The sequence below is a fragment of the Shewanella sp. LC6 genome (assembly GCF_006385735.2).
In the GTDB taxonomy this organism is placed as follows: domain Bacteria; phylum Pseudomonadota; class Gammaproteobacteria; order Enterobacterales; family Shewanellaceae; genus Shewanella; species Shewanella xiamenensis.
Window position 1 is genome coordinate 4,522,356 of record NZ_CP043902.1, and the last position, 23,269, is coordinate 4,545,624.

At 47.5% G+C, this 23,269-nt stretch carries 22 protein-coding genes; 7 read left to right on the forward strand and 15 right to left on the reverse strand.

Annotation, left to right across the window (positions count from 1 at the left end):
* Positions 1-63 precede the first annotated feature (63 nt).
* From FJD32_RS20270 to sirA, 12 genes are all read right to left on the reverse strand, one after another.
* Positions 64-2,190, reverse strand: coding sequence for a M13 family metallopeptidase (locus FJD32_RS20270; RefSeq protein WP_037427330.1), 2,127 nt, complete (start codon positions 2,188-2,190; stop codon positions 64-66).
* Positions 2,191-2,410: 220 nt separating this feature from the next.
* Complete coding sequence (locus FJD32_RS20275; protein ID WP_205403015.1) at positions 2,411-3,694, reverse strand: helix-turn-helix domain-containing protein; 1,284 nt, start codon at positions 3,692-3,694, stop codon at positions 2,411-2,413.
* Between the two features lie 214 nt (positions 3,695-3,908).
* Positions 3,909-4,805 carry an ABC transporter permease subunit gene (locus FJD32_RS20280; protein WP_037427332.1) on the reverse strand — a complete coding sequence of 299 codons (897 nt, stop codon included), beginning with the start codon at positions 4,803-4,805 and terminating at the stop codon, positions 3,909-3,911.
* The gene (locus FJD32_RS20285) at positions 4,802-5,848 is read right to left on the reverse strand and encodes an ABC transporter ATP-binding protein (RefSeq protein WP_088586199.1); all 1,047 of its coding nucleotides are present in this window, start codon (positions 5,846-5,848) and stop codon (positions 4,802-4,804) included. Before FJD32_RS20285 ends, FJD32_RS20280 begins: the two co-directional genes overlap by 4 nt.
* Positions 5,845-7,119: a nitrous oxide reductase family maturation protein NosD gene (nosD, locus tag FJD32_RS20290; protein WP_140906833.1), complete on the reverse strand. Its 1,275-nt coding sequence runs from the start codon at positions 7,117-7,119 to the stop codon at positions 5,845-5,847. The genes FJD32_RS20285 and nosD overlap by 4 nt, the downstream gene beginning before the upstream one ends.
* A 10-nt stretch (positions 7,120-7,129) precedes the next feature.
* A complete protein-coding gene (locus FJD32_RS20295; protein WP_037413896.1) occupies positions 7,130-7,621 on the reverse strand; it encodes a nitrous oxide reductase accessory protein NosL in 492 nt (163 codons plus the stop codon).
* Between the two features lie 117 nt (positions 7,622-7,738).
* Positions 7,739-8,686, reverse strand: coding sequence for an NrfD/PsrC family molybdoenzyme membrane anchor subunit (gene nrfD, locus FJD32_RS20300; protein WP_037427338.1), 948 nt, complete (start codon positions 8,684-8,686; stop codon positions 7,739-7,741).
* 2 nt (positions 8,687-8,688) lie between these two features.
* Complete coding sequence (locus FJD32_RS20305) at positions 8,689-9,396, reverse strand: 4Fe-4S dicluster domain-containing protein (protein WP_037427340.1); 708 nt, start codon at positions 9,394-9,396, stop codon at positions 8,689-8,691.
* 86 nt (positions 9,397-9,482) lie between these two features.
* Positions 9,483-10,157, reverse strand: coding sequence for a tetratricopeptide repeat protein (locus FJD32_RS20310; protein WP_037427341.1), 675 nt, complete (start codon positions 10,155-10,157; stop codon positions 9,483-9,485).
* Positions 10,158-10,234: 77 nt separating this feature from the next.
* Positions 10,235-11,014: an FKBP-type peptidyl-prolyl cis-trans isomerase gene (locus FJD32_RS20315; RefSeq protein ID WP_037413888.1), complete on the reverse strand. Its 780-nt coding sequence runs from the start codon at positions 11,012-11,014 to the stop codon at positions 10,235-10,237.
* Between the two features lie 93 nt (positions 11,015-11,107).
* On the reverse strand, positions 11,108-11,548 hold the full coding sequence (locus FJD32_RS20320) for a rhodanese-like domain-containing protein (protein ID WP_037427342.1): 441 nt from the start codon (positions 11,546-11,548) through the stop codon (positions 11,108-11,110).
* Between the two features lie 61 nt (positions 11,549-11,609).
* Positions 11,610-13,739 carry a dissimilatory sulfite reductase SirA gene (gene sirA / locus FJD32_RS20325; RefSeq protein WP_037413884.1) on the reverse strand — a complete coding sequence of 710 codons (2,130 nt, stop codon included), beginning with the start codon at positions 13,737-13,739 and terminating at the stop codon, positions 11,610-11,612.
* 502 nt (positions 13,740-14,241) lie between these two features.
* Between sirA and FJD32_RS20330 the strand changes: the two genes are divergently transcribed.
* The 5 genes from FJD32_RS20330 to FJD32_RS20350 all read left to right on the forward strand — a co-directional run bounded on the left by FJD32_RS20330 (position 14,242) and on the right by FJD32_RS20350 (position 18,534).
* Positions 14,242-16,299: a heme lyase CcmF/NrfE family subunit gene (locus FJD32_RS20330; RefSeq protein WP_181159792.1), complete on the forward strand. Its 2,058-nt coding sequence runs from the start codon at positions 14,242-14,244 to the stop codon at positions 16,297-16,299.
* A gap of 4 nt (positions 16,300-16,303) precedes the next feature.
* Positions 16,304-16,753, forward strand: a complete 450-nt coding sequence (locus FJD32_RS20335; RefSeq protein ID WP_055648686.1) for a cytochrome c-type biogenesis protein — start codon at positions 16,304-16,306, stop codon at positions 16,751-16,753.
* A 16-nt stretch (positions 16,754-16,769) separates the two neighbouring features.
* Positions 16,770-17,354, forward strand: a complete 585-nt coding sequence (locus FJD32_RS20340) for a TlpA disulfide reductase family protein (protein WP_037413878.1) — start codon at positions 16,770-16,772, stop codon at positions 17,352-17,354.
* Positions 17,355-17,606: 252 nt separating this feature from the next.
* The gene (locus FJD32_RS20345) at positions 17,607-18,185 is read left to right on the forward strand and encodes a nucleoside triphosphate pyrophosphohydrolase family protein (RefSeq protein WP_037413877.1); all 579 of its coding nucleotides are present in this window, start codon (positions 17,607-17,609) and stop codon (positions 18,183-18,185) included.
* Between the two features lie 58 nt (positions 18,186-18,243).
* Positions 18,244-18,534: a helix-hairpin-helix domain-containing protein gene (locus FJD32_RS20350; RefSeq protein WP_037427347.1), complete on the forward strand. Its 291-nt coding sequence runs from the start codon at positions 18,244-18,246 to the stop codon at positions 18,532-18,534.
* Here the strand turns inward: FJD32_RS20350 and FJD32_RS20355 are convergent.
* Positions 18,531-19,637, reverse strand: coding sequence for an AI-2E family transporter (locus tag FJD32_RS20355; protein ID WP_088586200.1), 1,107 nt, complete (start codon positions 19,635-19,637; stop codon positions 18,531-18,533). The genes FJD32_RS20350 and FJD32_RS20355 overlap by 4 nt on opposite strands.
* Before the next feature lie 279 nt (positions 19,638-19,916).
* On the reverse strand, positions 19,917-20,975 hold the full coding sequence (locus FJD32_RS20360; RefSeq protein WP_088586201.1) for a nitronate monooxygenase: 1,059 nt from the start codon (positions 20,973-20,975) through the stop codon (positions 19,917-19,919).
* A gap of 389 nt (positions 20,976-21,364) precedes the next feature.
* On the opposite strand from FJD32_RS20360, the gene FJD32_RS20365 reads away from it, so the two are divergent.
* Positions 21,365-21,781, forward strand: coding sequence for a DUF2541 family protein (locus FJD32_RS20365; RefSeq protein WP_088586202.1), 417 nt, complete (start codon positions 21,365-21,367; stop codon positions 21,779-21,781).
* Between the two features lie 91 nt (positions 21,782-21,872).
* Positions 21,873-22,265: a DUF4156 domain-containing protein gene (locus FJD32_RS20370; RefSeq protein ID WP_047536811.1), complete on the forward strand. Its 393-nt coding sequence runs from the start codon at positions 21,873-21,875 to the stop codon at positions 22,263-22,265.
* A 75-nt stretch (positions 22,266-22,340) separates the two neighbouring features.
* On the opposite strand, the gene ubiA is transcribed toward FJD32_RS20370, so the two are convergent.
* On the reverse strand, positions 22,341-23,201 hold the full coding sequence (gene ubiA / locus FJD32_RS20375) for a 4-hydroxybenzoate octaprenyltransferase (RefSeq protein ID WP_069453723.1): 861 nt from the start codon (positions 23,199-23,201) through the stop codon (positions 22,341-22,343).
* Positions 23,202-23,269 lie beyond the last annotated feature (68 nt).

The following is a 23,269-nucleotide window of genomic DNA, read 5'->3' on the forward strand; positions in this document are numbered from 1 at the left end:
ATAGCGCAAAGTATAAGGGGAACAATATGTTCCCCTTAGTTGATGCTGTTTAAGACGATGAACTTACCAGATCTTCACACGATCCTCTGGCACTAAGTACAACTTATCGCCGGGCTTCACATCGAATGCGGTGTACCAAGCGTCTAAGTTACGCACGGTCAGCGCGCGGTACATGCCAGGGGCATGACCATCGGTCGCCACGCGGGCACGCAGGGCTTCGTCACGCATCTTGGTTGCCCAAGTCTGGGCGAAGCCGATAAAGAAGCGTTGGTCGCCGGTAAAGCCATCGATAACCGGCGCGGGTTTGCCATTAAGTGAAGCATGGTAAGCATCGAGTGCGGCCGCTAAGCCCGCCACGTCGGCAATGTTTTCACCTAAGGTCAGCTTGCCGTTTACATGCAAATCTGGGAATGGCGCATAGGCATCAAACTGCTTAGCCAGTGCCTCACCTTGTTTGGCAAACTGAGCAAAGTCCGCTGGCGTCCACCAGTTACGCATCGCGCCCGTCGAGTCGAACGCCGCACCATTGTTATCGAAGCTATGGCTGATTTCATGGCCAATCACAGCACCAATCGCACCATAGTTGTAGGCGGTATCGGCCTTAGCATCGAAGAATGGCGGCTGTAAAATCCCCGCAGGGAAGTTAAGCGCATTCTGCACCGGCAGGTTAACTGCGTTAACCACTTGCGGCGTCATCCACCACTCGCCCTTGTCCATTGGTTTGCCGATTTTGGCGAGTTGATGGGCATATTCCACCTTTTCACCATTGATGGCATTGGCGTAGGCATTGGTTGGCGATACGGCATAAGCATCATAATTACGCCATTTATCAGGGTAACCCACGCCAACGGCGATGGTCGCGACCTTAGCTAAGGCTTCCTTCTTGGTTGAAGGGTCCATCCATTCGAGTTTTTCGACCCGCTTACCAAAGGCACTGACGATGTTATCCACCATAGTGCTGACTTCGGCCTTGGCCGAGGCCGGGAAATAATGCTCGGCGTAGGCGCGGCCCACGGCATCTCCAAGGTATTGATCCAAGGCGCTCAATGCGCGTTTATCACGGCTGCGCTGCTCGGGTGTGCCTGACAGCTTAGTGCCATTAAAGGCAAAAGAAGCGTTATCGATAGCAGATGGCAATACATCGGCGTGGCTGTTGATATGGTGGAACACCAGCCAGTCTTTCCACGCATCCAACGGCTCAGAGGCCACCAACGCCGACAGGCCAGTAATGGCACTGGCATGGTAAGCGGCAAATCTGTCTTGCTTGCCAAGCTGGGCGGCATCTAAAAAGGCGGCCCAGTCTATACCCGGGGCTTTAGCGTCAAAGTCGGCGCGGCTCCACACACCCGATGCCTTAGTGAAATCTTCACTGTCTTCACGGCTGGCGTGGGCACTAGCGATCTTGTGTTCGAGAGCAAAAATACGATCTGCACGGCTAGCAGCATCGCTAATACCCGCATCGGTCAGCAGGGTTTCGATATAAGCGCGGTAAGCGGTGCGGATCTCGACCATTTTAGGATCGTCCGACAGATAGTATTCGCGCTCGGGTAAACCTAAACCGCCTTGGAGAAAATAAGGTAATACTTCACCCGGAGTCGCCAGACCTTGGGTGACGAAAATACCGAAGAGGTTTTCGGTGAAAAAGTCGGTGGCATTGAGCGGGTCCACATCGGCGCGCAGATTGGCCCCGAGCGCCGCCGACAGGTCTTTTTTGTCCGCAATGGCTTGATAACGGGCTAAATCGGCTTCCATTGGCTTTATGCCCGCCGCATCGATTGCCGCAGTGTTAGTGTACGCCTTGTAGAAATCGGCAATGCGCGCATCATCGCTGCCAGCGGCGTGTTCGGCCTTGACTAAGTCGGCGATCAGGCTGGTCTTATGCTTTTCCGTCTCTTGGAAAGCCACTAAAAAGGCGCCCGTGCTTGAGCGATCGGCGGGGATCTCTGTGGTTTTCATCCATTCGCCATTGGCGTAGGTATAAAAGTCATCACCGGGTTTCACCTTGGGCGACATGGCCGCGAGGTTAATGCCAATCGGCATAGCGGGTTCGCTGGCGTCGGGCACAGCACTGGTTTGTACTTTTGCAGCATTGTCGCTGGCGACGGTTTGATTGGTGTTATCACCACAGGCAGTTAATCCCGTCAGTACTGTTGTTGACAGTAATAAGGCGGGGATCAGGCGGTCCGACATAAGAGACTCCTTCCGTTGTTATTCTTGTATTTTTGGTATTTTGGCTAATCTAGATGCTTGCTAGCATGGTCTGGCAGTGTAACTGGCGATATGGTGGGATGTAAAAGAAACTCACACTTTATGATAGAAAGTTAATGCAAAGTCTTTAATACACGCTTTTGAGCGGCGAGCCCAAAACAAAACAGCCGATGACTATCGGCTGTTTGAGTAACATGAGCAGTTAGAGCTTAACTTGAGTGTACTGAGTCCACGCCAGCAGTTGCCCCATTTGCGGGACTATCCAAACGGCAGTGTCCTTATTTTGATAAACCCGATAATAGAACAGATCTTCATCGCGAATATCGTGCTTACGAATCGCGCGGTAAAATTGCATGGCCGAGTGACTCACCTCATCGGGTTTGGTCAGCTCTTTTTGTGATACTTTGACATGAAAAACATCCACATTGAGATCACCTATCTGGGTTTGATATTGCTCAAAATCGCCCCGAATGGTGTACTTAATCGGTGTGGTTAAACAGTCCTGATCGGTAATGCATGAGGTGGAGTAAAACTTGCCTCGACTTTGCCCCTCGTACACCAGCGACATGCTGAGATCCGTGCGAACCAATAACTCACCCGCCACCGGAAAAAAAATATCCGCATGGTAGTTATGCTCCAGTAGCTCCCCAACCCCTTTATCATCAACAGGTAAGACTACGCGGTTATAGCGGATCCGCTCTTCCATCTTTTTACTAAGTGGAATAAATTCCGCCATACTCAGGCCAGCGGGTTTAGCATCAATCGAAGTGATATTGATGATGCCTTTGCCAGTACAATCCTTGGCATCTAACGCAGGGCATATTGCCATCGAATAGTTTTTACCATCCGTTGACGCAAAGGCACTGAAATAAGGTAAGCCATCGATATGATTGCCTTCTGGGGCTAAATGTTTTTGCCACCACGAGGGGTGTAAATGCTCTTCATCATCGATATACAACACCTGCGCCGTACCTAAGGTGCCACCAATATTCAGGCTGATATATTTATCGGCATTCCATTTCGCGACATGCTTCACCACAGCATGGTGATCGCTCCAGTACCAGATCAAGGTGAGGATCATCCCCAGCATGACGATACCAGCAACCTTAGTCCAAGCAGAGACACCCACAATCGCATCGCGGATAGCATCGGCATCGTTAATCGCCAACATTTTTACATGGGACTGTTCTGAGACATGTAATTGATAACCGCGGCGCGCCACAGTTTTGAGCTGTACCTCGGTATAAGGCTCTAATTTTTTACGTAATGTGCTGATGCATTGGGTCAAAGAGGTTGGTGCGACCACGCGATCTGGCCAGCCTACTTGCAGCAATTCTTCCTTGGTAAAAATGGCATTCGGCGATGACAGCAGCAACACGAGTACGGCGGCTTCTGAAAAAGTCAGGCCGATCTCGGTTCCATGAACATGGTCAACCAGCAGCTTGGCCTGTTCATCTAGCATGAGGTATGAAGTAATTTTATGCATGTTAAGCGCCCAAAACTAAGCCAAAACAATAGACTATGATTGCGCTAACAACGGGCAAACACAGTGAAACTCAGTTTCACCCGAGAGCAACCGTGACTTGTGGCTACCAAATCAAGATGGCTTATTTTACCTTTTAACAACATAAAATACTGTGACTCTACACTCAGTTTACCTATTGTTTTTTAAGCGTAAATTTAAACTAATGCAGGGGTATCTAAACTTCTTGGCGATTAAAAATAACGCAACAAACCAGTAGCAAAACAGTCAACCAGCCCACAAATACACCATACATTAAGGGCAAGCCCATACCCGTTTGGGAAATTAGGGCGAGAGTACTCTTTGCCGATAAGGTATCGGCAGGGTTTGCGAGTAAGTTTAAAGCCCGGAAAAGATCGGTAGGATTGATTAAAATCAATAGGTTAAATAGTTGACGATTCAGTACTTCAGCCATACTGACGAGGGCTGTTAATAGTACCAAATCGTAGACCAACACCAACACAAACCAAAGCAGCAGTAATACACCTAAAGCTTTGGCTTTTTCCCGCACACACAGGCTCACGCAGTAACCTAAGAGTACAAACACTAAGGACAATAAAATTCCGCTACCCATCAGATGAATAAAGCCAATCACTAAGGCCAGCCGTGCGTGTTCGGCTCCAAGGACAAGCAGCAACAAGGCCGTTAAGCCAAATCCCAATAAACAGGCAGTGGCCATCACATAGGCGTGGCCGAGTAATTTGCCACAAACCAAATGCCAACGAGCCAAGGGGTAAGTCAGCAACAACAGCAAGGTGCCCGATTCCCGCTCACCAACAAAGCTATCGTAGCTCAGTAAAATGGCACCCAAAGGTAAAATAAACACCGCGAGCGTGACTAAACCAGAAAAAATTTGCGCGCTCTCAAATACCACTAAACTGCCCGATACTGCGCTGCCCATAAAACTCACACACAGCGAAAGAATCAATAACATACCCGCCATAAGCCATAACCAACGGTTACGCAGATTGTCTTTAAATTCTTTTACCGCAACGGCTTGAATCAATGTCAGCGCCATAGGAGGACGAAAACTCGACAAGCCTTGCTGCTTTTCTAACTGACAGATTTGGCTCATGCCACTAACTCCGAATTAAGGTTTTCTGTACCAGCAAAGGTGTTGCAACTGGACGCGCTCTGGGGGTGAAGATTCGCCATATAACAATGAAAAATATCCTGTAAACTCGGCGGCACAATAGAAAACTCATGGATCTTCAGGGAGTGTAATTGCTGTATCACCTTGGCTTTTAGCGCATCAGGCACCCTTAAGCACACTCGGTCTGAGGCTGAGGGTTCTAACAGTGAGGCGAACAACGCTTGGCTTAGCAACTGCTGATATTGCAGCGGCGTAAAGTGATGCAATTCAATCAGGCTGGGTAGCGAGGTTGCAGCCCTAAGACTGAGCAAATTCCCTGAGGCAAGCATCTGGCCTTGGCCTAAAATCAGCGCGCTATCCATTTGATCTTGCACTAAACCTAACTCGTGGGTACTGATAATAATCGCACAGCCTTGGGCCTTAAGTTGCGCCATTTTTTGATACAAAAAGGCCGATGCCAGAGGGTCGAGCCCGACTGTCGGTTCGTCCAGCAGCAACACTTTAGGATCAGCAAGCACCGCTTGGGCTAAGCCTAAACGTTGGCGCATCCCCTTGGAAAAGGTGCGCAGCCGTTTATCCTTAGCCGCCATCAGGCCAAACTCTTCCAGTAAAAGGTTGACTCGCACAGGTGCAACGCCCTTAAGCTTGGCAAAGTAGCTTAAGAGTTCATGCGCCGTCATATTGTCATAAAAGCTTACATTTTCAGGCAAATAGCCTAAAGATAAACTCGCATTGACCCGCTTGGCTTGTACCTCTTGCCCCTGCACAAATAACTGGCCCGCGCTTGGGGATACCAAGCCTAAAATCATTTTGATCAGCGTAGATTTACCAGCACCATTATGGCCTAGCAGCGCTAAGGTTTGGCCTGTACACACCTCAAAATTAAGATCTTTTACCGCTTCAAACTCAGCATACCGCTTACTCAATCCCACGGCCTTAACAGCCACTTGCCCTTGGGCAGCAGTTTGCTTTGTCATTAATGTCAGTGCCTGTGGATTAATAGCGTTGTTGGTAAAATGGCTCATATTCCATCTCCCTCTGTGGTCAGTCGCATTAAGGGGAAACTATCACTCACACCGCTGACACTCGTTGGCTGAAACTGCCGCTCTACCCAACGCAGCAGCAATACCACCGGGCTTTCCATCAGTAGTTTCGCCTCGGGATAGAGCCAAAATAGCTTGTCTAAATTGTCGTTAGGTCTGTGGGTAACATCCCCCACTCCGTCGCCATTAGCATCCCAGCCGCGGTATTCAGACCAGTAATTGCCCTGCCCCTGATAACTCCACTCCAGCTGCGCCTCGCCGACGTACTTAACTTGGGTCTGATTGGCCAAAATACGATTATGCCAAAGGCGGTTTGCTTCACCGCCCATCGCCATGCTGATCCCAGTATCACCGTGACTAAATTCATTATCTTGAATGCGATTATTCTGCGCGGCGTAGATAAAAATGCCCTTGCCTTCGTTACCGAGTTCTACCGAACCTTGGGGATGCTTCACGTCTGTAGCGATATTCGCCTGAATATGAGAGTCGTTGGTGATATTGAGCAGAATGCCAAAGTCCCGCGCTTGGCTGACGCGATTATGGTGCAGGTAGATTTGTTGTGAATTCATCAATGCGTAGCCGCCGTCGACGCTAATCGCTTGATTGTTTGAGGCTTCATCACCTCGGGTATACATGTAGTGGATGCCGTATTGAAGCTTAGCGAATTGATTATGGTGAATTTTGCTGTCCGTCACCGACTCGAGATATACCCCATCGCGGACAAAGATAACATGATTTTGTTGCACATCGGGCGCGGTCACATGCTTAAGGAAAATCCCATCGCCCCTGTCCAAGACATAGATGGCGCCATTGCCACTGATGCTATTTTCAAGAATGCGGGGCGATGCGAGTTGTTCGCCATAAATCCCAAAGCCATCACCGACGAAACGATTGCCCTTGATTAGCACCTCGTCAGCCCCAGGCAGCAATAAAATGCCTGCATCGTGATAGTAAAGATCCCGCCCCCAATGGCGGATATTGAGTCCTTCGACAATCACTTTGGGTGCAGTAATGGTGAGGGCGCTGCCTTGGCGTAGGGCATCGAGGGTCGCGCCCGCTTCGGCCTTAATATGAATGGAGCGGGTGACACTGAAATTACCTTCATACACTGCGGTATCAAGTACGAGTGTGTCACCGTCCTGCGCCTGCGCCAATGCTTGGGTTAAAGAGGCAGTATCTTTAACCCTTAACTCCTGCGTCACACCGATAAAGGATAAGGTGCAGAGCCAACAGAGGAGCAATAAACGCAGCATGATCAATCGCCTACTTATCGCCAGCGAGTAATTCGAGAGTGATATCTTCAAAGGTTAATACGCGTCCACCGTATTCCTTTGCAAAGGCTTCGGCGGCGGCTTTAGTACTAAAAGGTGCGACGGCTGGCCCCATCACGGCTTTTTTACTGGTGCCGTAAACATAAAATGCGCTGGCGGCATCGATAAAGGCGCCATCGTCAGGCTGTTCCCAATCGGTTGTCGCGGCGTCATGCACCATCATGTAAGCAATTTGTCTTTTATTTTCAGGCTGTAAGGCAAAGTTAAACATATCGCGGCTAGAGCAAAACTTAGGCACCATCTTCTCGGCCTTAAGGTGTACTTGCCCCTTTGGTCCAGGGTATTTAGTGATCACCATACCGCATAGGTGGCAACGATCATGCTCGTGGATCATCTCGGCTTTGTGTTGGTGATCGGTCGCTTCGCTCTTATTGCAGCCTAATAACAAAGGAGCGAGTAGTAACAACCCAAAGAACTTTTTCATACTGTTAATCCTTTGAAAAATATCAACGCCTCGCCAAGGCACCTTGCAGGGACAGACCTCTTGCGACGAGGGTTGATAAAAAAATGGTTCATCAAAGGCCGAGGCCTTAGTACATCGTTAAATCGCGTAGTTTTGGCCCGCTAACAGGATAAAGAGTCGTAGACACATCATCCCCACTACCGCACACATTCCCGACATATAAAACGCTTTGGCCGAATGGCTAAAATGTTTACCCGTCGCAAAGTTCAGTAGCAGTGGCGCGGCAAAGCCGATACCCACAACACCAATCCAGAATACGCTTGCCCACACACCTTCATGGAAGGCGGCAAAAGCAAATTGACCACCGGCATTACCCGTTAATAGTGCTGTCGCGATCATGAAAATAAACATGGCTTCGGCAAACATAATGGGCCACTCAGCGCCGTGCAGGATCTTCATTTCGCCGCTGTGCAGGGGCTCTTTAAATAACCACACCGCCAGCATTTTGGCTGAAGCGCCACCCGCGGATAGACCCGAGGCAATAAACAGCGCAGGGAGTACCGAGGTGTTGATCAGCGGGAAGCGGATCAGCGCAGAAATCAAGAAGCCTGTGTAAGCACACACTGATAACGCCAGTATTAAAACGAGCGCTTCCATTGGGCGTCTAAAGCCTTTTAACTTGGCAATAATCGGCGCTAAAAACTTCAATTGTGGGATGGCCATCAGCTCTTTTTCGAGGGCTAAAAGTGCTACCACTGCCACTAACGGGATATATACCGACAGCGCAATAACACCAATCGACATCACAGAATTTAAGTTATAAAACACCAAAATTCGCCAGAAGAATAAGGGGTTAGTCAAGTCGAGTACCAGACATAACATCCCTAAGCTTATGGTCACAAAGGACAGCAAGGTCGCGGCTTTTAAGAAGGCGGTATTTTCAACCTGGCCTAGGTAAAAACGCAGCGCCAGCGCAATGGTTAACGCCCCGCCCGAAATCCCCGCGAAAAATAAATACACTGCAATCGGCCAAGGCCAAGCAACGCCTTGGGATAAGCCGAGGGTAAATTCCATACTGGTATCCATATTTACACTCCCAGTTTGACGATTGGTATGTAACGTAAGCTCGGCTCAGTACCAAACTGCGGCTTAATCCGCACTGAGTCTTTTACCGCCAATAACTTACTCACATAGGACTGAGGATCATTGGCATCACCAAAGATCAGCGCGTCGTACTTACAGCTCTGCACGCAGGCGGGTAGCTCGCCCTTAGACAGCTTGCTATGCAAACAGAAGTCACAGTTATCCGCCACATCCGTCTCTTTGTTGATGTAACGAGCGTTGTAAGGGCAAGCACCAATACAGTACTTACAACCCGCACATTTGCTCGCATCCATAGTCACGATGCCCGTTTTCGCGTCGCGGTGCGCCGCGCCCGTTGGACAAACAGTGACACAGGGGGCGTTTTTACACTGCTGGCAGGAAACCCGCACAAACTTACGCTCACAGTCGCAACTCATCTTGCCGCAATGAGGGCAGGCTTGGCCTTCAACACGACCACTTTGCTGCTCAAGGATCACCCGAGAAACACCCGCGGGTAAGTTGTTTGCTTGGTTACAGGCGGTTTTACAATCACCACAACCGACACATTTATTTTGGTCAAACACCATGACGTAATGGGACTTATGGGCGCTGTCAGCATCTTCTTTGACCGAACAACCCGCTAAAGGTGTTAACATCAAAGAGCACATGCCAGCGCTTTTAAGGAACCTCCGTCTCTCTATATTTTCACTCACAACATCCTCCATCTATCGGTTTTATACCGACGTTTTTATTTATATCGTTATCGTTCCTACATGCCTGAAAATGGCTAGCGACTTGATTAATATCCACTTTCATTCAATTTGCTTTGGGCCTTGCCAATGGCGTTTAAAATGGCCTCACGATTAATCTCTGCCGTTGGCTGTGACAGTAGTGCCTGCCAATGGTCTATCGCCTCTTGGTAACGCCCATGAAGATACGCATCGGTGGCCTGTAACATGCGGGTCTGCGGCTCAAAGGGCGCAAATGCCAAGATCTGTGCAATCAGCGCTTGGGTTTGCGGCGTCATTTGGCGACCATCGCGGTAATAGAGTGCATTCGCTTTAGCACCGAGCACCTCGGCATCCTCTCCCACCAACGCAAGCAACTTGTCCAAGGTCTGCACCGCATCGCTATATAAACCACCCGCGCTATAGGCCTGGGCAAGTGACATCAATGCCAGCGGGTTTTGTGGTTGATCGTCCACCAGGCGAACGGCTTTGGTGATATCGGCTGCCACTAAGTAGTCAATATGTTCATTGACTATGCCCTTATCCCAATCCTGGTAACGCCCCGTTTGGCTGTAGATAGCGAGCGTCATAGCAAGCAATACACCACTGCACAGCACTGGCAACCCAGAGGAGACTAAAGGCAGCCCCGCAACGGTTTGCTGTTGATTTAAGCGTGCGTGTTGCCAAAATATCCAAGCAACAAATCCGCTTAATAGGAGTGCGATGGTGAACCCTAAACTTGCCATACCTAACCTCTTTGCTTGCCGCTCCAAGCTTATGACTGAGCGAACAAAACCGAACGCTCAGTCCCCGATGTTTGCTCTTAGTGAGCAGGCATCATGCCCATCATGCGGGCTTCTTTTTTCTCACTTGGCTTTTCGATATTTTTCAGTTCGATTTCAAAGATCAAGGTAGATTGCGGTGGAATTTCACCCACAAATTCATTGCCATAGGCTAAGTTTGCTGGGATAACAAAGCGGTATTTAGAGCCCATAGGCATCAGTTTTAAGCCTTCTTCCCAACCAGGGATTACCGTCATTAAGGCAAAACGCGTAGGGTCTTTGCGGCCAACGGTGTTTTCAAATTCAGTACCATCGATAAGCTTGCCAACGTATTCAACGGTGACCACGTCCTCAGGATTAGGTTTGTTACCGGTACCTTGGGTTAACACTTCATATTGCAGGCCAGATTCAGTCACAATCACGCCAGCTTTCTTTTTGTTTTCAGCAAGAAAGGCTTCACCCGCCTTGGTATTTTCAGCAGCTAATTTTTCAGCGTTGGCTTTTCTCACTTGATTTAATTCTTCGGCGCGTTGATTGAGATACGTCACCACTTCTTCATCGGTTAATTGCTGTTGTTTTTTCAGCGCGTCCACAAAACCTTGAACCACTAAGTCCACATTCACTTCTGCGCCCAGTTCCACTTGGTTATAAACCTGGCCAGAAATGTAGTTACCGACAGAGGCACCGATACTGTAAGACGCTTTATCTGCATCGGTTTTAAGGCTTGGGGCGGCAAAGCTCGCCATAGACACAAACAGTGCGGCGCAGGTCGCCACTGTGATGGTTTTTGGGATAAAAGACGTTGGCATAGATGTTTTCATTTTATGTTCTCTACAATTTAGCCCTAGGGCTTGGTGCGTTAGCCGAAAACGTATGGACATTGCCCATAACCGATTAATATATTTATTTGATTACTAGGGTTTTTCTGTTGTTCTTCCAGACATGCGCCAACCGAAAATACCATCGGCCATATGGCGTACACCGGTGTAACCTAGCTTCATGGTTTCCCGTGCAGCCATGTTGCTGGCGGTACAAAGGCGGTTAGCGCAATAAAACACCATCACCGCATCTTTATTCTTTGGAAGTAACTCTCTCCAATTTTGAACATTGAAAAAAACCGCCCCGGGGATAAAACCTTCCGCCCAGATTTCCAGCGTGTTTACGTCGAAAAAATAAACCCCTTGCTTACCGACTAAGGTCTCTGCTTCCCGCATGGAAATAGGATTCAACTGAATTTCGTTATAGGGTGCTTCAGAAATATCAGAACCGCCCCCTGCAATGGCTGGAAGGCTGATGCCACCCAAGCTCAGTGCCATTAAGCCGCCTATCAGGCTTTGTCGGATCACGTTATTCATTATTTGGCCTCGTATATTCCCCGGCACGGATGTGCCGGGGACAAGTTAGACTCGAGTCGAACTAGATTTTCTGTGCGCTCAGACCTTTACCATCGATAATGGCTTGGGCTTGAGTGACATAGGTTAAGGCTGCATCGAGACGTTTCAGTGAGTAAGTTGGGCCGTGCGCACCCCATGAGCCGTCAGCCTTGATCAGGCGAACAACATCTTGGGCTTTGTCGGTCAACATCAGCACTTGAGTCTTGTCTTCTACCGACAGCTTGGTGACTTCTAACAGCTTGTCGATACGGGCAAGGGCTTGTTCTACTTGGGCAAAAGTTTCTTTAACTGGTTTTTGCCACTTTTGAACTTCACCGTAGATTTCCATCTGGTCTTCAAAGTGCAGACCCACTTCAAGTTCAGATTGGAACTGGCTGTGACAACCTTTGTTTTCCACTACATCGTGGTCTGAAGCCGAAGTACGGGCACAGGTCCACATTAGGTCGAGGTAGTTGTAGCCGTTTTCATCTTTCGCCACAGTCCAACCTTTGGTCGTCGCATCGCGAGACTTACCTTCTGGTGGGTTAAGGGTCTTACGCAGTGGATCGACATCAATCTTCCACATGTGTGACTTACGAACGTTGTCGAAGCCCGCCATATCTGGGAATTGGATCGCAGTGAAGTTTTCACAGCTTCCCATGTTTGGCATGTGACAGCTTTGGCAAGTTTGGTTGCTGTGGGTGTTAGTGTTCTTAGCAATCTCGGCTTGAGCCGTATGACACTCAGTACACTCTTTGATGATTTTTGGTTTAGTAATGCCTGACTTCCAATCACCATCGGTCACTTCGTGAGGATCGTGACAGGTTGAACAACGCATACCTTTGTCATAGTGAGCAGAGGCAAACATTTGTGAACCTTCAGTACCGCAAGATGGGCAAGAAGATTTCATCTTCACGTTGAAGGCATATTCCAGCTTCTCTTTACCCTGTGGCGTTTCAGCTAACTCTTCAACAAAGTTGAAGCGTTGGTGACAACGTTCACAGTTAGATGGCATACCGCCACCAATACCGCCGTCTAAGTGGCCGCCTGCGCCATGACACTCTTCACAGGTAATCCCTTTAGAAATCGTGTGTTTTTGCAGCTCTTTCGGGTTGCCTAAAGCAGCGAAGAATTCATCTTTCGTTTGGAAGTCAAACTTGAAGCTATGGCACATTTCGCAATAGGAGCTAGCTGGTTGGAATAGGAATTCCTTCTCATACTTAGCACCGTATGAGCTCATGCCCCATTGGTGTGAACCGCTGGTACCAAAATCTTCCATTTTGACGGGGAAACTTGGAATAGCTTTGTTAATTTTTGCAGCCATTTCAGGAGTTAACCACTCAGCCCAACCGCGGGAGAATTGGTTACCACCAGCGACCATAGTACCAGTGCCATCTTTCAACAGACCGTCTTTCACATGGTAAGTACCGCGCACTAGGTAGGCGTCGATAAAACCATATTTAGTACGTGGCGTACCCACAGTCGCGTAGATAGCGTCTGGCGTAATACCCGATGGCAGAATCGTGGTATCTTTGGTGGTATACATGGTTTTTTTCAGGTCGTTATCGACTTCTGGATGTTCGCCAGGGAAGCGAATCGTCTTAGAGTGACGTGAACGTCTCCATTTTTCGTATTGCGGCCCATGACACTCACCGCATTTTTCTGGGCCCACAAACTTGTTAGGGAAATCTAAAATCGATTTTGCCCCTAAACGGTATTGCAGTGCTTTTGGACGCTGACCATCGTTATAAGAACTATAACGTACAGCGGTGCCATCAGTTGAGTTCACTTCTTTACTGTGTTTACTGTAAGCAACACTGTCACCACCGTGTAAATATTCTTCACCACGATCACTGACTTTATAAGTGCCTTTTAAACGACCTTCTGCGTCATATTTAAAAACTGGGTGATTTTCAAATAGAAAATCAAACAATTCTTGCTCTTGAACAATATAATCCTGCAGTGTTTTAACACCACGGGATTTCTCCATTAAATTTTCATTTAAATTGGGGTTAGCCAAGATATCTTGAGTATAGTGAGTTTGTTGTTTATTACCCACACCAGGGACCACTTTACCATCCGATTTAGCATCGGATGCGATTGTGGTAGCGCTTACGGCAGAACCTAAACAAAACAGCACGCCTAAGGCTGTTTTGGTTTTCCATCGCTTCATCATTCACTCCTAATTTATCATTAGTTTTATATTTTCCACTGAACCTAACTGTTCACTGAACGACATAAACAATTGACCAGTGACGGCATAATGAATGAGAGAAAAAGCAAAAAATCTGCGCTAGAGCACATTAAATTTTGATTCAGAAATCAATAGAGCTAAAAACCAAAAAATACAAACAAATCATAAACTTGATAAAATTTTATTAGTGATTTTTTAGATTTTAAATCTGTTTTTTTACATCTAAAAAAACCTAAAAACAGCTTTGATTTTTCAAAAAGAACCAAAGCCACAAATGACGATTTTAATACCGAGACAGATCACATTCCTTCCGTTAAAACTCAGTTACCCTGCAAGCCAATCGTGGAATGGGTAAAGACTTCACATCTAACTTACCTAGATAAAAACAAATAAGTCTGTACCGATTAACCGCTAAAAAGTAACCTCTCATTAATTTCAGTATTAATGTAAATCGATAACTAATGCCATGCAGGAAATATCAATGATAAATATGATTCCAGAAATAGGGCACATATTGCTAATCATGAGCACTGTTTTTGCATTATTGTCGGCAACGAATCATTTAATTGGTAGCTATCGGAATAACGTTTACCTAATCCACTTTGGCAATAAATTATTTTACGCACTATTTATTACCTTATTTGCCGCACTGTGTAGCTTAATATTTAGCTTTATTAGCGATGATTTTTCAGTCGCCTATGTTGCCAACCATTCTAATAGTCAACTCGCTGTGGGCTATAAAATTGCGGCCGTGTGGGGCAGCCATGAAGGCTCAATGTTATTTTGGGTGTTCGCCATTGCCCTATGGGGCGCAGTGATCAATTGGCGCCAAGCAACGAATAAGGTTAATCTCGATAGTGCCAGTTTACAGGCTGATAAGGCTTACTTTGGCCGAGTCCTCGCAATTTTGGCCTTAGTGATCCTCGGCTTTAATTTGTTTTTACTCTTTACCTCCAATCCCTTTGCCCGCTTGCTACCAAATATTCCAGTCGAAGGGCGCGACCTTAACCCCATATTGCAGGACATAGGCTTAATACTGCATCCACCTATGCTGTTTTTGGGATATGTCGGGCTAACGGTTTGCTTTGCCGCAGCACTGGCATCGTTACTGGGAGGAAAGTTACCGACTCGCCACCTCGAATACATGCGCCCTTGGGTGCTATTGGCGTGGATTTTCCTCACAGGGGGCAATGCCTTTGGTTCTTGGTGGGCTTATAACGAACTGGGCTGGGGCGGTTGGTGGTTTTGGGATCCCGTTGAAAACGCATCATTTATTCCTTGGCTGGTTGCGACAGCGCTGGTGCATTCTTTAGTGCTCACCCGAAAAACACAGGGCTTTACTCTTACTACACTGTTTTTATGTTTATTAGCATTCTCCCTTAGTTTGTTAGGCAGCTTTTTGGTGCGTTCCGGTATCGTGCAATCGGTACATGCCTTTGCTGCTGACCCAACCAGAGGTATGTCAATCCTATGTTTATTAGTGCTTTTTGTTGGTGCTGCCCTATTTATTTTTGCGATAAAAGCCCCCGCACTGAGACGAGAAGTCACCCATGCGCTATTAAGCAAAGAGACCTTATTACTGCTTGGGGTGATCGTGCTGGTAGTCGCGGCTTTTTCCGTACTACTTGGCACCTTTTATCCCCTGATATATGAGCTGTTAAACCTAGGTACTTTATCGGTGGGCGCACCTTATTTTAATGCGATTTTTGTCCCATTGACCTTTATCGCTGTCGTCTTAATGGGCCTCGCCCCGCTACTCAATTGGGGGCAATCCACCCACAAACCACTCAAGGTATTGGCTGTCCCCACTGTAGCCATTGCCATTATTGCAACAGTGCTGGGTTATCAAGCTAAAGGCGATGGCGCATTATTCCTCGTTCTTGGCAGTGCCAGCGCGTTATTTTTATTGTTATGCCTTGGTTTGAGTCTAAAGATGATACTCAAGCCACCACGCGGCGCCCCAGAACGCTTACCCACAGCACGACCAATCCAGCCGTCAGCATCAAAGCGCGCAAGGGTCGCCATGATGCTCGGACACTTCGGGGTTGTAGTGACGATTATCGGCGCAACATCGGTGTCTTTTTTCGAACAGGAAGCCCTGCTACGAATGGGGCCAGGCCAGGGTAAACCGTTAGCGAATTATGTGCTGGTGTATGAGAGTACCGAGCAAGTTGAGAGCCAAAGTTTTACTGCTATTCAAGCCAATATCAGTGTACGCGATGCCAAGCAGGACGATCGAGTACTGGGCTATATCCAACCACAAAGACAAACCTTTAAAAGCAATGGTATGGAAATGTCCCACGCGGGCATCGACCACGGTTTTTGGCGCGATATTTACGTCTCAATGGGACTGCAACTGAGCGACACTGAGTACCTGATCCGCATTAGCTATAAACCATTGGCGACTTGGATTTGGCTAGGCGCCATGTTGATGATGCTCGCAGGAGCAATCGCTGCGTGGCCCGTCAGACAAGTTCGCCATGTCGAACACACAGAAGCACTGAGGGCAGCAGGCACCCCTCAGCTAGGGAGACTGTAACCCCATGAATCCATTATTTCGCTCCCCCTATTTGAGTTTATTGTTTTGGTTGTTGTCACTCATCCTCTGTTTTGGCGGGACAACCTTTCTCGCGACGGCACAGGAAAGCTCGGATATGGGCACATCCTATCAGCAACAGGCAATAGCGATCAGCAAAGTACTGCGTTGCCCAATGGCGACCAACCAAACCTTATTCGAGTCACAGGCACCTATCGCCCATGAGCTCAAGGGGCAAATTTTTTCGCTGCTTGAACAAGGCTATAAACGGGATGAGATCCTCGATTTTATGGTACAGCGCTACGGTGAAAAAATCCGTTATCAGCCAGAATTAAAACCCTCAACACTGGCGCTTTGGCTAGGCCCACTGGCGTTATTAATCATAGGGTTAGGCTTAGGTCTTACCCTGATAAAACGCAAGTCACCTGCCGCTAACAACGCGACTCGCTCAGTTTGAATATAAGGACAAACCCATGAAATCATCCACAGCCAAGCTCACCCTCCTTTGCACTTCATTGCTGCTGAGCTGCGTCGTGCAAGCCCATTCTCTGCAAAACAAACTCTATGACACTGGCGAAGCAATTCCAAAACCACGAGTCATGACGGGTTTTATTGAGATGCAACATGCCCGCGGGATACCCGAAGTGCCTTTTATGGATGAAGCTGGGCAAGCACAAAGCCTCAAACAACATCAAGGTAAGCTTACGCTAGTAAACCTCTGGGCAACCTGGTGTGTCCCTTGTTTAAGGGAAATCCCCGAGCTGCAAAAACTACAACAGCAATTTGCCGATAAAAAAATCGCTATTGTGCCAATTTCAATTGATGAAGAGATAAAAGAAGTACGCCCGTTTCTTAATCAGCATGGTTTTAATCAATACAGCACTTGGCTCGACCCCAACAAAAATATCGAGCAGATCATTCCTGCCAATGTGGTTCCTGCGACTTATTTATTTGATGCAAAAGGTAATCTTGTTGGATTTGTTCGTGGCTATTTAGATTGGTCTGACAAAGAGGTTGCCCCTTATTTGGATAAGCTGATCGCCAAATACGCGCAATAAGCCGTTAACCCAGCGGTCAATGACGAGGTCTTTAGTGACTTAGTCCGAGCCTGTTAATCAAATCTCCATTCGGTGTCCACCCTAATCTTTGCCGAAACCCGCTGCTCCCCGATTTGGCAGCGGGTATTTTTTACTTCAAGGCCAGCACACTTTGTATTCTGCGCCACCTTTCTTTAGAATTGCCGCAGTTATCCATAAATCGATTTCACCAATCTATTTGTAAAACCTATTGATAAAATCTAAGGCACTCCGATGAAACTCAGCTGTTTAACTCAACCTATTTATGACCACTTGTATCGTGATATCAGTGAGTTTCGCAGTACCTTCGACCTCGCCGTCAACGATGCCAGCTCATTAGATGATAAGGCTGACACCTTACATACTTCGCTGATTATTGAAGAGTTAACTGAACTTGCCGAAGCTGATAGCCGTATCGAACAAGCCGATGCGATTGTCGATTCAGTGTATGTGTTGATGGGGCGTTTAGTGCACTTAGGCGCCGAGCACATGCATGACAAATTAGAAATCAGCTACCTTATCGACTTGCTGCTGTGTGTCGCCAAAAACCGTGAAATTGACTTTATCGCCTGCTGGGACGAAGTCCATTCGAGCAATATGAGCAAAGTGTGCCGCAACGAGCAAGAGCTAGCCGAAACCATTGCTTTTTATGCCGAGCAAGGCGTTGACATCGTCGGCAGTAAAAAGGGCGAATTTATCATCGCCAAATGCGCTAAAGATGTAGAAATGGCCGGTAAAGTCGTGCGCCAAGGCAAGGTATTAAAGTCGGTGTACTATCGCCCAGCGGATTTAACTCAGTTAGTAAAAGCGTAACGTGTAGTGAATCTTCTCTTGCACTGGCGGCCAATGCTTTTATCACTAGGAAAACTACATGAATCCAGCAAAAGTGGTGCGTGCCAAGGTCAAACAATTAACGGATTTACCGAATATTGGTAAAGCGAGCGCGGCGGATCTACGTCTGCTCGGCATAGAGACTCCGGCGCAATTGCTTGGGAGAAATCCCTATGAAATGTATCAAACCCTGTGTGACAAAACGGGGCAAATCCACGATCCCTGTATGCTCGATGTGTTTATTTCGATTACCCGCTTTATGGCGGGCGACGATCCTCAACCTTGGTGGTTTTATACCGAGGAGCGCAAACAAGCACTCACTCATCCTTAATTTGAATGACCGTGTTCCTGCGGTGATTCAAGGGATTCAGTTACAACCGAACTATCAGGGTCATCCCTTAACCATTCGCGCCAGATAGCGACTAACAGCGCCATCAACACGGGGCCGACAAACAGACCCACAAAGCCCATGGTTTTCACTCCACCAATCAAGCCGAAAAAAGTCGGTAAGAAAGGCAGCTTAATAGGCCCACCAACCAGATTAGGGCGCAGGGTTTTATCGACGATAAACAGCTCGATACTGCCCCAGAGGAATAAGCCGATCCCAGCGGTCATATCGCCAGTGCCAACTAAATACAGTGAGATCAGGGTAAACATGGTTGGCGCGCCGCCTGGCACTAAGGCCATAAAAGCAGTCAACACCCCAAAGGCCACGGCCGAAGGCACGCCAGCAATCCAGTAGGCAATCCCCAGCACTATGCCTTCACCGATGGCGATAAGCGTCATGCCGATAACGGTTGAACTTACCGTCGCGGGCACCACGCGGGAAAAGCGATACCAGCGGGCGGGTAGAATACGCTCACCGACAATATCAATCTGCTTCGCCACCGACGCGCCATCTTTATATAAGAAAAACAAGGTGATCAGCATAAACAACAAGGTCAGCAGCAAGCCTAAAGTATTCCAGCCCAATTGCAGCACCCAACGAGAAATGCCTGTCAAATTTTGTCCGCTAATTGCACTGACTATCTTGCCCAGTTCATGGGGTTCACCGATAAACTGTTGCCATTGCTGGGTAAACCACGCACCAACCCAAGGTAAATCCTTAATCCAAAGGGGAACGGGCGCGCCATGCTGGTTAGCATACACCAACCATTCAGCCCATATCCTAATCTCTTGTAAAGCATAGGAAAAAACAAATATCAGCGGTGTAATTAGCCCGACAATAATCAAAACTAACGCGATAGTGGCAGACAGCGCCGAGCGACCACCGCATTTAACCAATAATTTTTGATACAGCGGCCAACTGGAGAAGCAGACAATCAGGGCGGCCAAGGCGGGAACTAAAAAATCGATAAAAAAGAAAACACCAGCACACAGCAATAAAATCAATAGGGTACGACCCACCGCAGCATTACTGATAATCTGTGCCATCCACATACTCCCACAATAGAATCCAACAACAAGGTGAAAAACTCGGCAGAGTGCCAAGCAACAACCAGCCTTTGGGTCTTCCCCATTCTGTTAGCCAGTTTATTGCGCAGTGCTTTCCATGGGCAACGACATTTAACAAAAGCGTGAGTAGTGTATCAGTGGTGCTTGCATCCCCAAAGGTATTCGAATGTCTCGAAGGCCGAATGGCTGAAAATCCTTATGGCGCGGCCTTGAGCCTTGGAAGTAAACAGTAGATGCAGGCTTTGCACCTGTAACTATTTATTGGATATTAAACCCAAAGCCTAAAGCCAATTGCCGTGTCAGTTCAGCTGCGGGAATGTTTTGGCAACCACTGGCATTTTGCCCGCACCACAGCGGACTAAAATCGCCACATCCTTGTCGCTCCGCCGCCGTCCTTAAGCCTGCAACCGCTGAGGATGCCAAGGGGAAATCCGGTACAGCCTCATTCATCGGCCCCATTTCAGCCATAAAGCGGTTTACTATGCCGCGCGCAGGTCGACCAGAAAATAAATTAGTCAGCGCTGTATGTTGCGCGGCATCGCTTTGCAACGCCTCACGATGGATTGCACTGGTATTGCACTCAGGGCAGAGCAAATAGGCCGTCCCCACCTGCACGGCCGAAGCGCCCATCGTCATGGCTGCGCGCACTGTGGCTACATCGACAATGCCACCTGCGGCAATCACAGGAATATCCACCGCCGCAATAATTTGCGGCAGTAGGCTAAAAGTGCCGAGCTGCTCGGTTAAATCCTCGGATAAAAAGTGTCCTCTGTGCCCACCCGCCTCAAGGCCTTGGGCAATAATCGCATCGGCGCCGTGGGCCTCAAGCCAGAGTGCTTCCTCGACGGTTGTCGCCGTAGAGATAACTTTTGATCCCCAAGCTTTAATTTCCAGCAGCAATTCTTCATCGGGCAAACCAAAGTGAAAACTCACCACCTCGGGCTTAAATTTGGCTAACACCTCGGCCTGTGACTTGCTGTAGGGTGTACGCTGGGTGCCAGCAGGCTGCACACTTGAGTCGAGATTAAATTCCGCAAAATAGGGGGCTAACTGTTCGAGCCAAGTCGCTTGCTTGGCCGCCTGTGGCAGAGGCTCGCTATGGCAAAAGAAGTTCACATTGATAGGTTTAGTCGTGTTAGCTCGGATTTCGGTTAACTCAGCTTCAAGCGCCTCGAGGGATAACATGGCGCAAGGTAATGAACCTAAACCACCCGCCTCAGACACGGCGATAGCAAGCGTACTGCCTTGCACTCCTGCCATAGGCGCTTGAATAATCGGAAATTCAATCCCAAATAATCGTGTAAGTCGACACGGCATACTTCACCTCCTTTGAACTTAATCCTGCTGTCACTCACTCCGCAGCAGTTACTCACTCCGAGACCGCCAGCTTAAACAACGACTACCACCAAACTGAGTGGCATTTATCACAATCTACCAGAAAACTGCACGCAACTTGTAGTATTTGCCAAATATTGAAAATCGGTAAATTGGCTTAGATCATAAAATGTCATGCCTTAAGGGATATTTAAGTCTAATTAAAAGTAAAAATAATATCGGCATAATTTAAATTACATTTGTATCATAATGCAAAACACTTATTGACCTTATTCAAATAAAACCCGTGATATCAACCGCACTAAGCGATAAAAAAACTATTTAGGTTACATTAAATACTTTATGATTCGCCCCCATTTTTTGGAGGCCATATGTTAATAAAATCTAGTCTATTTTCGACGTTCAATATTAATCGAATAATTATCTGCTTACTCTTGATGTTTACCACATCCGTTGCCTATGCAAAAAAAGATGATAATGACGATGAAATCACCCTTGGCCGCACCATATTACTCGGCATTGGCGATCATCCAGCCACCATACCTTTGATCATTTGCCGACAGGCAAAATATATCAAAATCAAAGCAGAAAGAGATGTGAGTATCGATCGCGTTGTCGTCACCTATGGGGATGATAAAACCCGCACCATCAAATTTGATACCGATATCGAGAAAGACGAACACTCGGAATGGAAATCATTAGGCTCCCGCCGCTGTGTTAAAAAAATTGAAGTATATGGAAACTCAGATCGTAGTAAAGCTGGGATAAAAGTATTAGGACGTAAATAACTTAAGTCATCAACAATAAGTATTAATCAGCTAATAATATTCTTTCAGCTAGCCGATTTTTATTAATAGTCTGAATATGAGTCATAAACAAATGAATTTTCGCACAATATTAATGTTATTACTCGGCCTTAATGTAACAGCGTGTGTTACCTTTCCTACTGAGGAATCGGCACACGTTAAAATATTATGGGAAAACTCCGCAGCTATTGAAAACTGTACTTATAAAGGCACAGTGATTGGTTCGCAGGGGCATTTCTATGATTATTGGCTGCACAGTGATAGGGATATGGTGTGGGGTACACTCAACGAGATGCGCATCAAAAGCCATGCGCTCGGCGCCGATACTGTTTATCTCTATCAACCGCTTAAGTTTTTAGGCTCTGTGACTATGATGGGAAATGCTTACCAATGCTCTGACATCCAAAGTTCAGCCAGTCAGTATCCGCAAATTGATGCGACGCAGGATACCACTTCGAGTCAGTGAGTCGCGGCTTGAGCTAATTTTTGAGCGGCTATCAGGCGACACGCCTGATAGCACTCATTCAAACGGTGAGGAAAACTAAAACAGGTAATCGGCACCTAAACCAACAAACAGTGCTAATCCTGCCCAGTTATTGTTGAGAAAGGCTTTAAAACAAGGGGCTCTTTCGCGGCCAAAAATCAACATCTGTTGGTAAGTGCTAAAACCAACAAAGGTCAGCAATCCTAGACCATAAAGCAGGCCACGGTCGGCACTCCAACCCGCGGCGATAAAACACAGCAGTGCAGCCAGTTGAAATAATCCAATGATTTGACGGTCATATTGGCCAAAAAGAATGGCGGTTGATTTGATACCGACTTTTAAATCATCATCCCTATCGACCATGGCGTACATGGTGTCGTAGGCCACAGTCCAAAACCAATTCGCCGCAAATAACCACCAGGCTTCGATGGGCACTTCACCGGTTTGCGCCGCATAGGCCATGGGGATAGACCAGCTCCATACCACACCCAAAAACATCTGCGGCATGTTTGTTACCCGCTTAGTAAAGGGGTAAATAATGGTGAGGATAATGCCTACAACGGATAATTTAACCACTAAGCCATTGAGCAGTAAGACTAAACCAAAAGCGGCTAAACCTAAGATCACAAACAGTAATAACGCTTCTTTGGTGCTGATTTCGCCGCTGGCGAGAGGGCGGGATTTGGTACGTTCAACATGGGAGTCGAGATCGCGATCGGCATAGTCGTTAATAATGCAGCCACAGGCACGCATAATCACCACACCAATAATGAAGATAATGAGTACCTTAAGATCGGGCATACCACCTGCTGCTAGCACCAGCGCCATCAAACACGGCCAGAGTAATAACAAGGTGCCGATAGGACGGTCGAGTCGAGTCAGGCGGGAATACACGTCCCACTTCTGCTTTAGATTCATTAACTAACTACTCCCAAACCTAATTTTTTATCTCGGTTGCTAGGGTAAACATCATATACCCTAGCCCC

Excerpts from the sequence above, each read along its gene's own strand:
- FJD32_RS20270 (WP_037427330.1), bottom strand. The coding sequence starts at position 2,190 with ATGTCGGACCGCCTGATCCCCGCCTTATTACTGTCAACAACAGTACTG.
- FJD32_RS20275 (WP_205403015.1), bottom strand. The coding sequence starts at position 3,694 with ATGCATAAAATTACTTCATACCTCATGCTAGATGAACAGGCCAAGCTG.
- FJD32_RS20280 (WP_037427332.1), bottom strand. The coding sequence starts at position 4,805 with ATGAGCCAAATCTGTCAGTTAGAAAAGCAGCAAGGCTTGTCGAGTTTT.
- FJD32_RS20285 (WP_088586199.1), bottom strand. The coding sequence starts at position 5,848 with ATGAGCCATTTTACCAACAACGCTATTAATCCACAGGCACTGACATTA.
- nosD (WP_140906833.1), bottom strand. The coding sequence starts at position 7,119 with ATGCTGCGTTTATTGCTCCTCTGTTGGCTCTGCACCTTATCCTTTATC.
- FJD32_RS20295 (WP_037413896.1), bottom strand. The coding sequence starts at position 7,621 with ATGAAAAAGTTCTTTGGGTTGTTACTACTCGCTCCTTTGTTATTAGGC.
- nrfD (WP_037427338.1), bottom strand. The coding sequence starts at position 8,686 with ATGGATACCAGTATGGAATTTACCCTCGGCTTATCCCAAGGCGTTGCT.
- FJD32_RS20310 (WP_037427341.1), bottom strand. The coding sequence starts at position 10,157 with ATGGCAAGTTTAGGGTTCACCATCGCACTCCTATTAAGCGGATTTGTT.
- FJD32_RS20315 (WP_037413888.1), bottom strand. The coding sequence starts at position 11,014 with ATGAAAACATCTATGCCAACGTCTTTTATCCCAAAAACCATCACAGTG.
- FJD32_RS20320 (WP_037427342.1), bottom strand. The coding sequence starts at position 11,548 with ATGAATAACGTGATCCGACAAAGCCTGATAGGCGGCTTAATGGCACTG.
- sirA (WP_037413884.1), bottom strand. The coding sequence starts at position 13,739 with ATGAAGCGATGGAAAACCAAAACAGCCTTAGGCGTGCTGTTTTGTTTA.
- FJD32_RS20330 (WP_181159792.1), top strand. The coding sequence starts at position 14,242 with ATGATAAATATGATTCCAGAAATAGGGCACATATTGCTAATCATGAGC.
- FJD32_RS20335 (WP_055648686.1), top strand. The coding sequence starts at position 16,304 with ATGAATCCATTATTTCGCTCCCCCTATTTGAGTTTATTGTTTTGGTTG.
- FJD32_RS20340 (WP_037413878.1), top strand. The coding sequence starts at position 16,770 with ATGAAATCATCCACAGCCAAGCTCACCCTCCTTTGCACTTCATTGCTG.
- FJD32_RS20345 (WP_037413877.1), top strand. The coding sequence starts at position 17,607 with ATGAAACTCAGCTGTTTAACTCAACCTATTTATGACCACTTGTATCGT.
- FJD32_RS20350 (WP_037427347.1), top strand. The coding sequence starts at position 18,244 with ATGAATCCAGCAAAAGTGGTGCGTGCCAAGGTCAAACAATTAACGGAT.
- FJD32_RS20355 (WP_088586200.1), bottom strand. The coding sequence starts at position 19,637 with ATGGCACAGATTATCAGTAATGCTGCGGTGGGTCGTACCCTATTGATT.
- FJD32_RS20360 (WP_088586201.1), bottom strand. The coding sequence starts at position 20,975 with ATGCCGTGTCGACTTACACGATTATTTGGGATTGAATTTCCGATTATT.
- FJD32_RS20365 (WP_088586202.1), top strand. The coding sequence starts at position 21,365 with ATGTTAATAAAATCTAGTCTATTTTCGACGTTCAATATTAATCGAATA.
- FJD32_RS20370 (WP_047536811.1), top strand. The coding sequence starts at position 21,873 with ATGAATTTTCGCACAATATTAATGTTATTACTCGGCCTTAATGTAACA.
- ubiA (WP_069453723.1), bottom strand. The coding sequence starts at position 23,201 with ATGAATCTAAAGCAGAAGTGGGACGTGTATTCCCGCCTGACTCGACTC.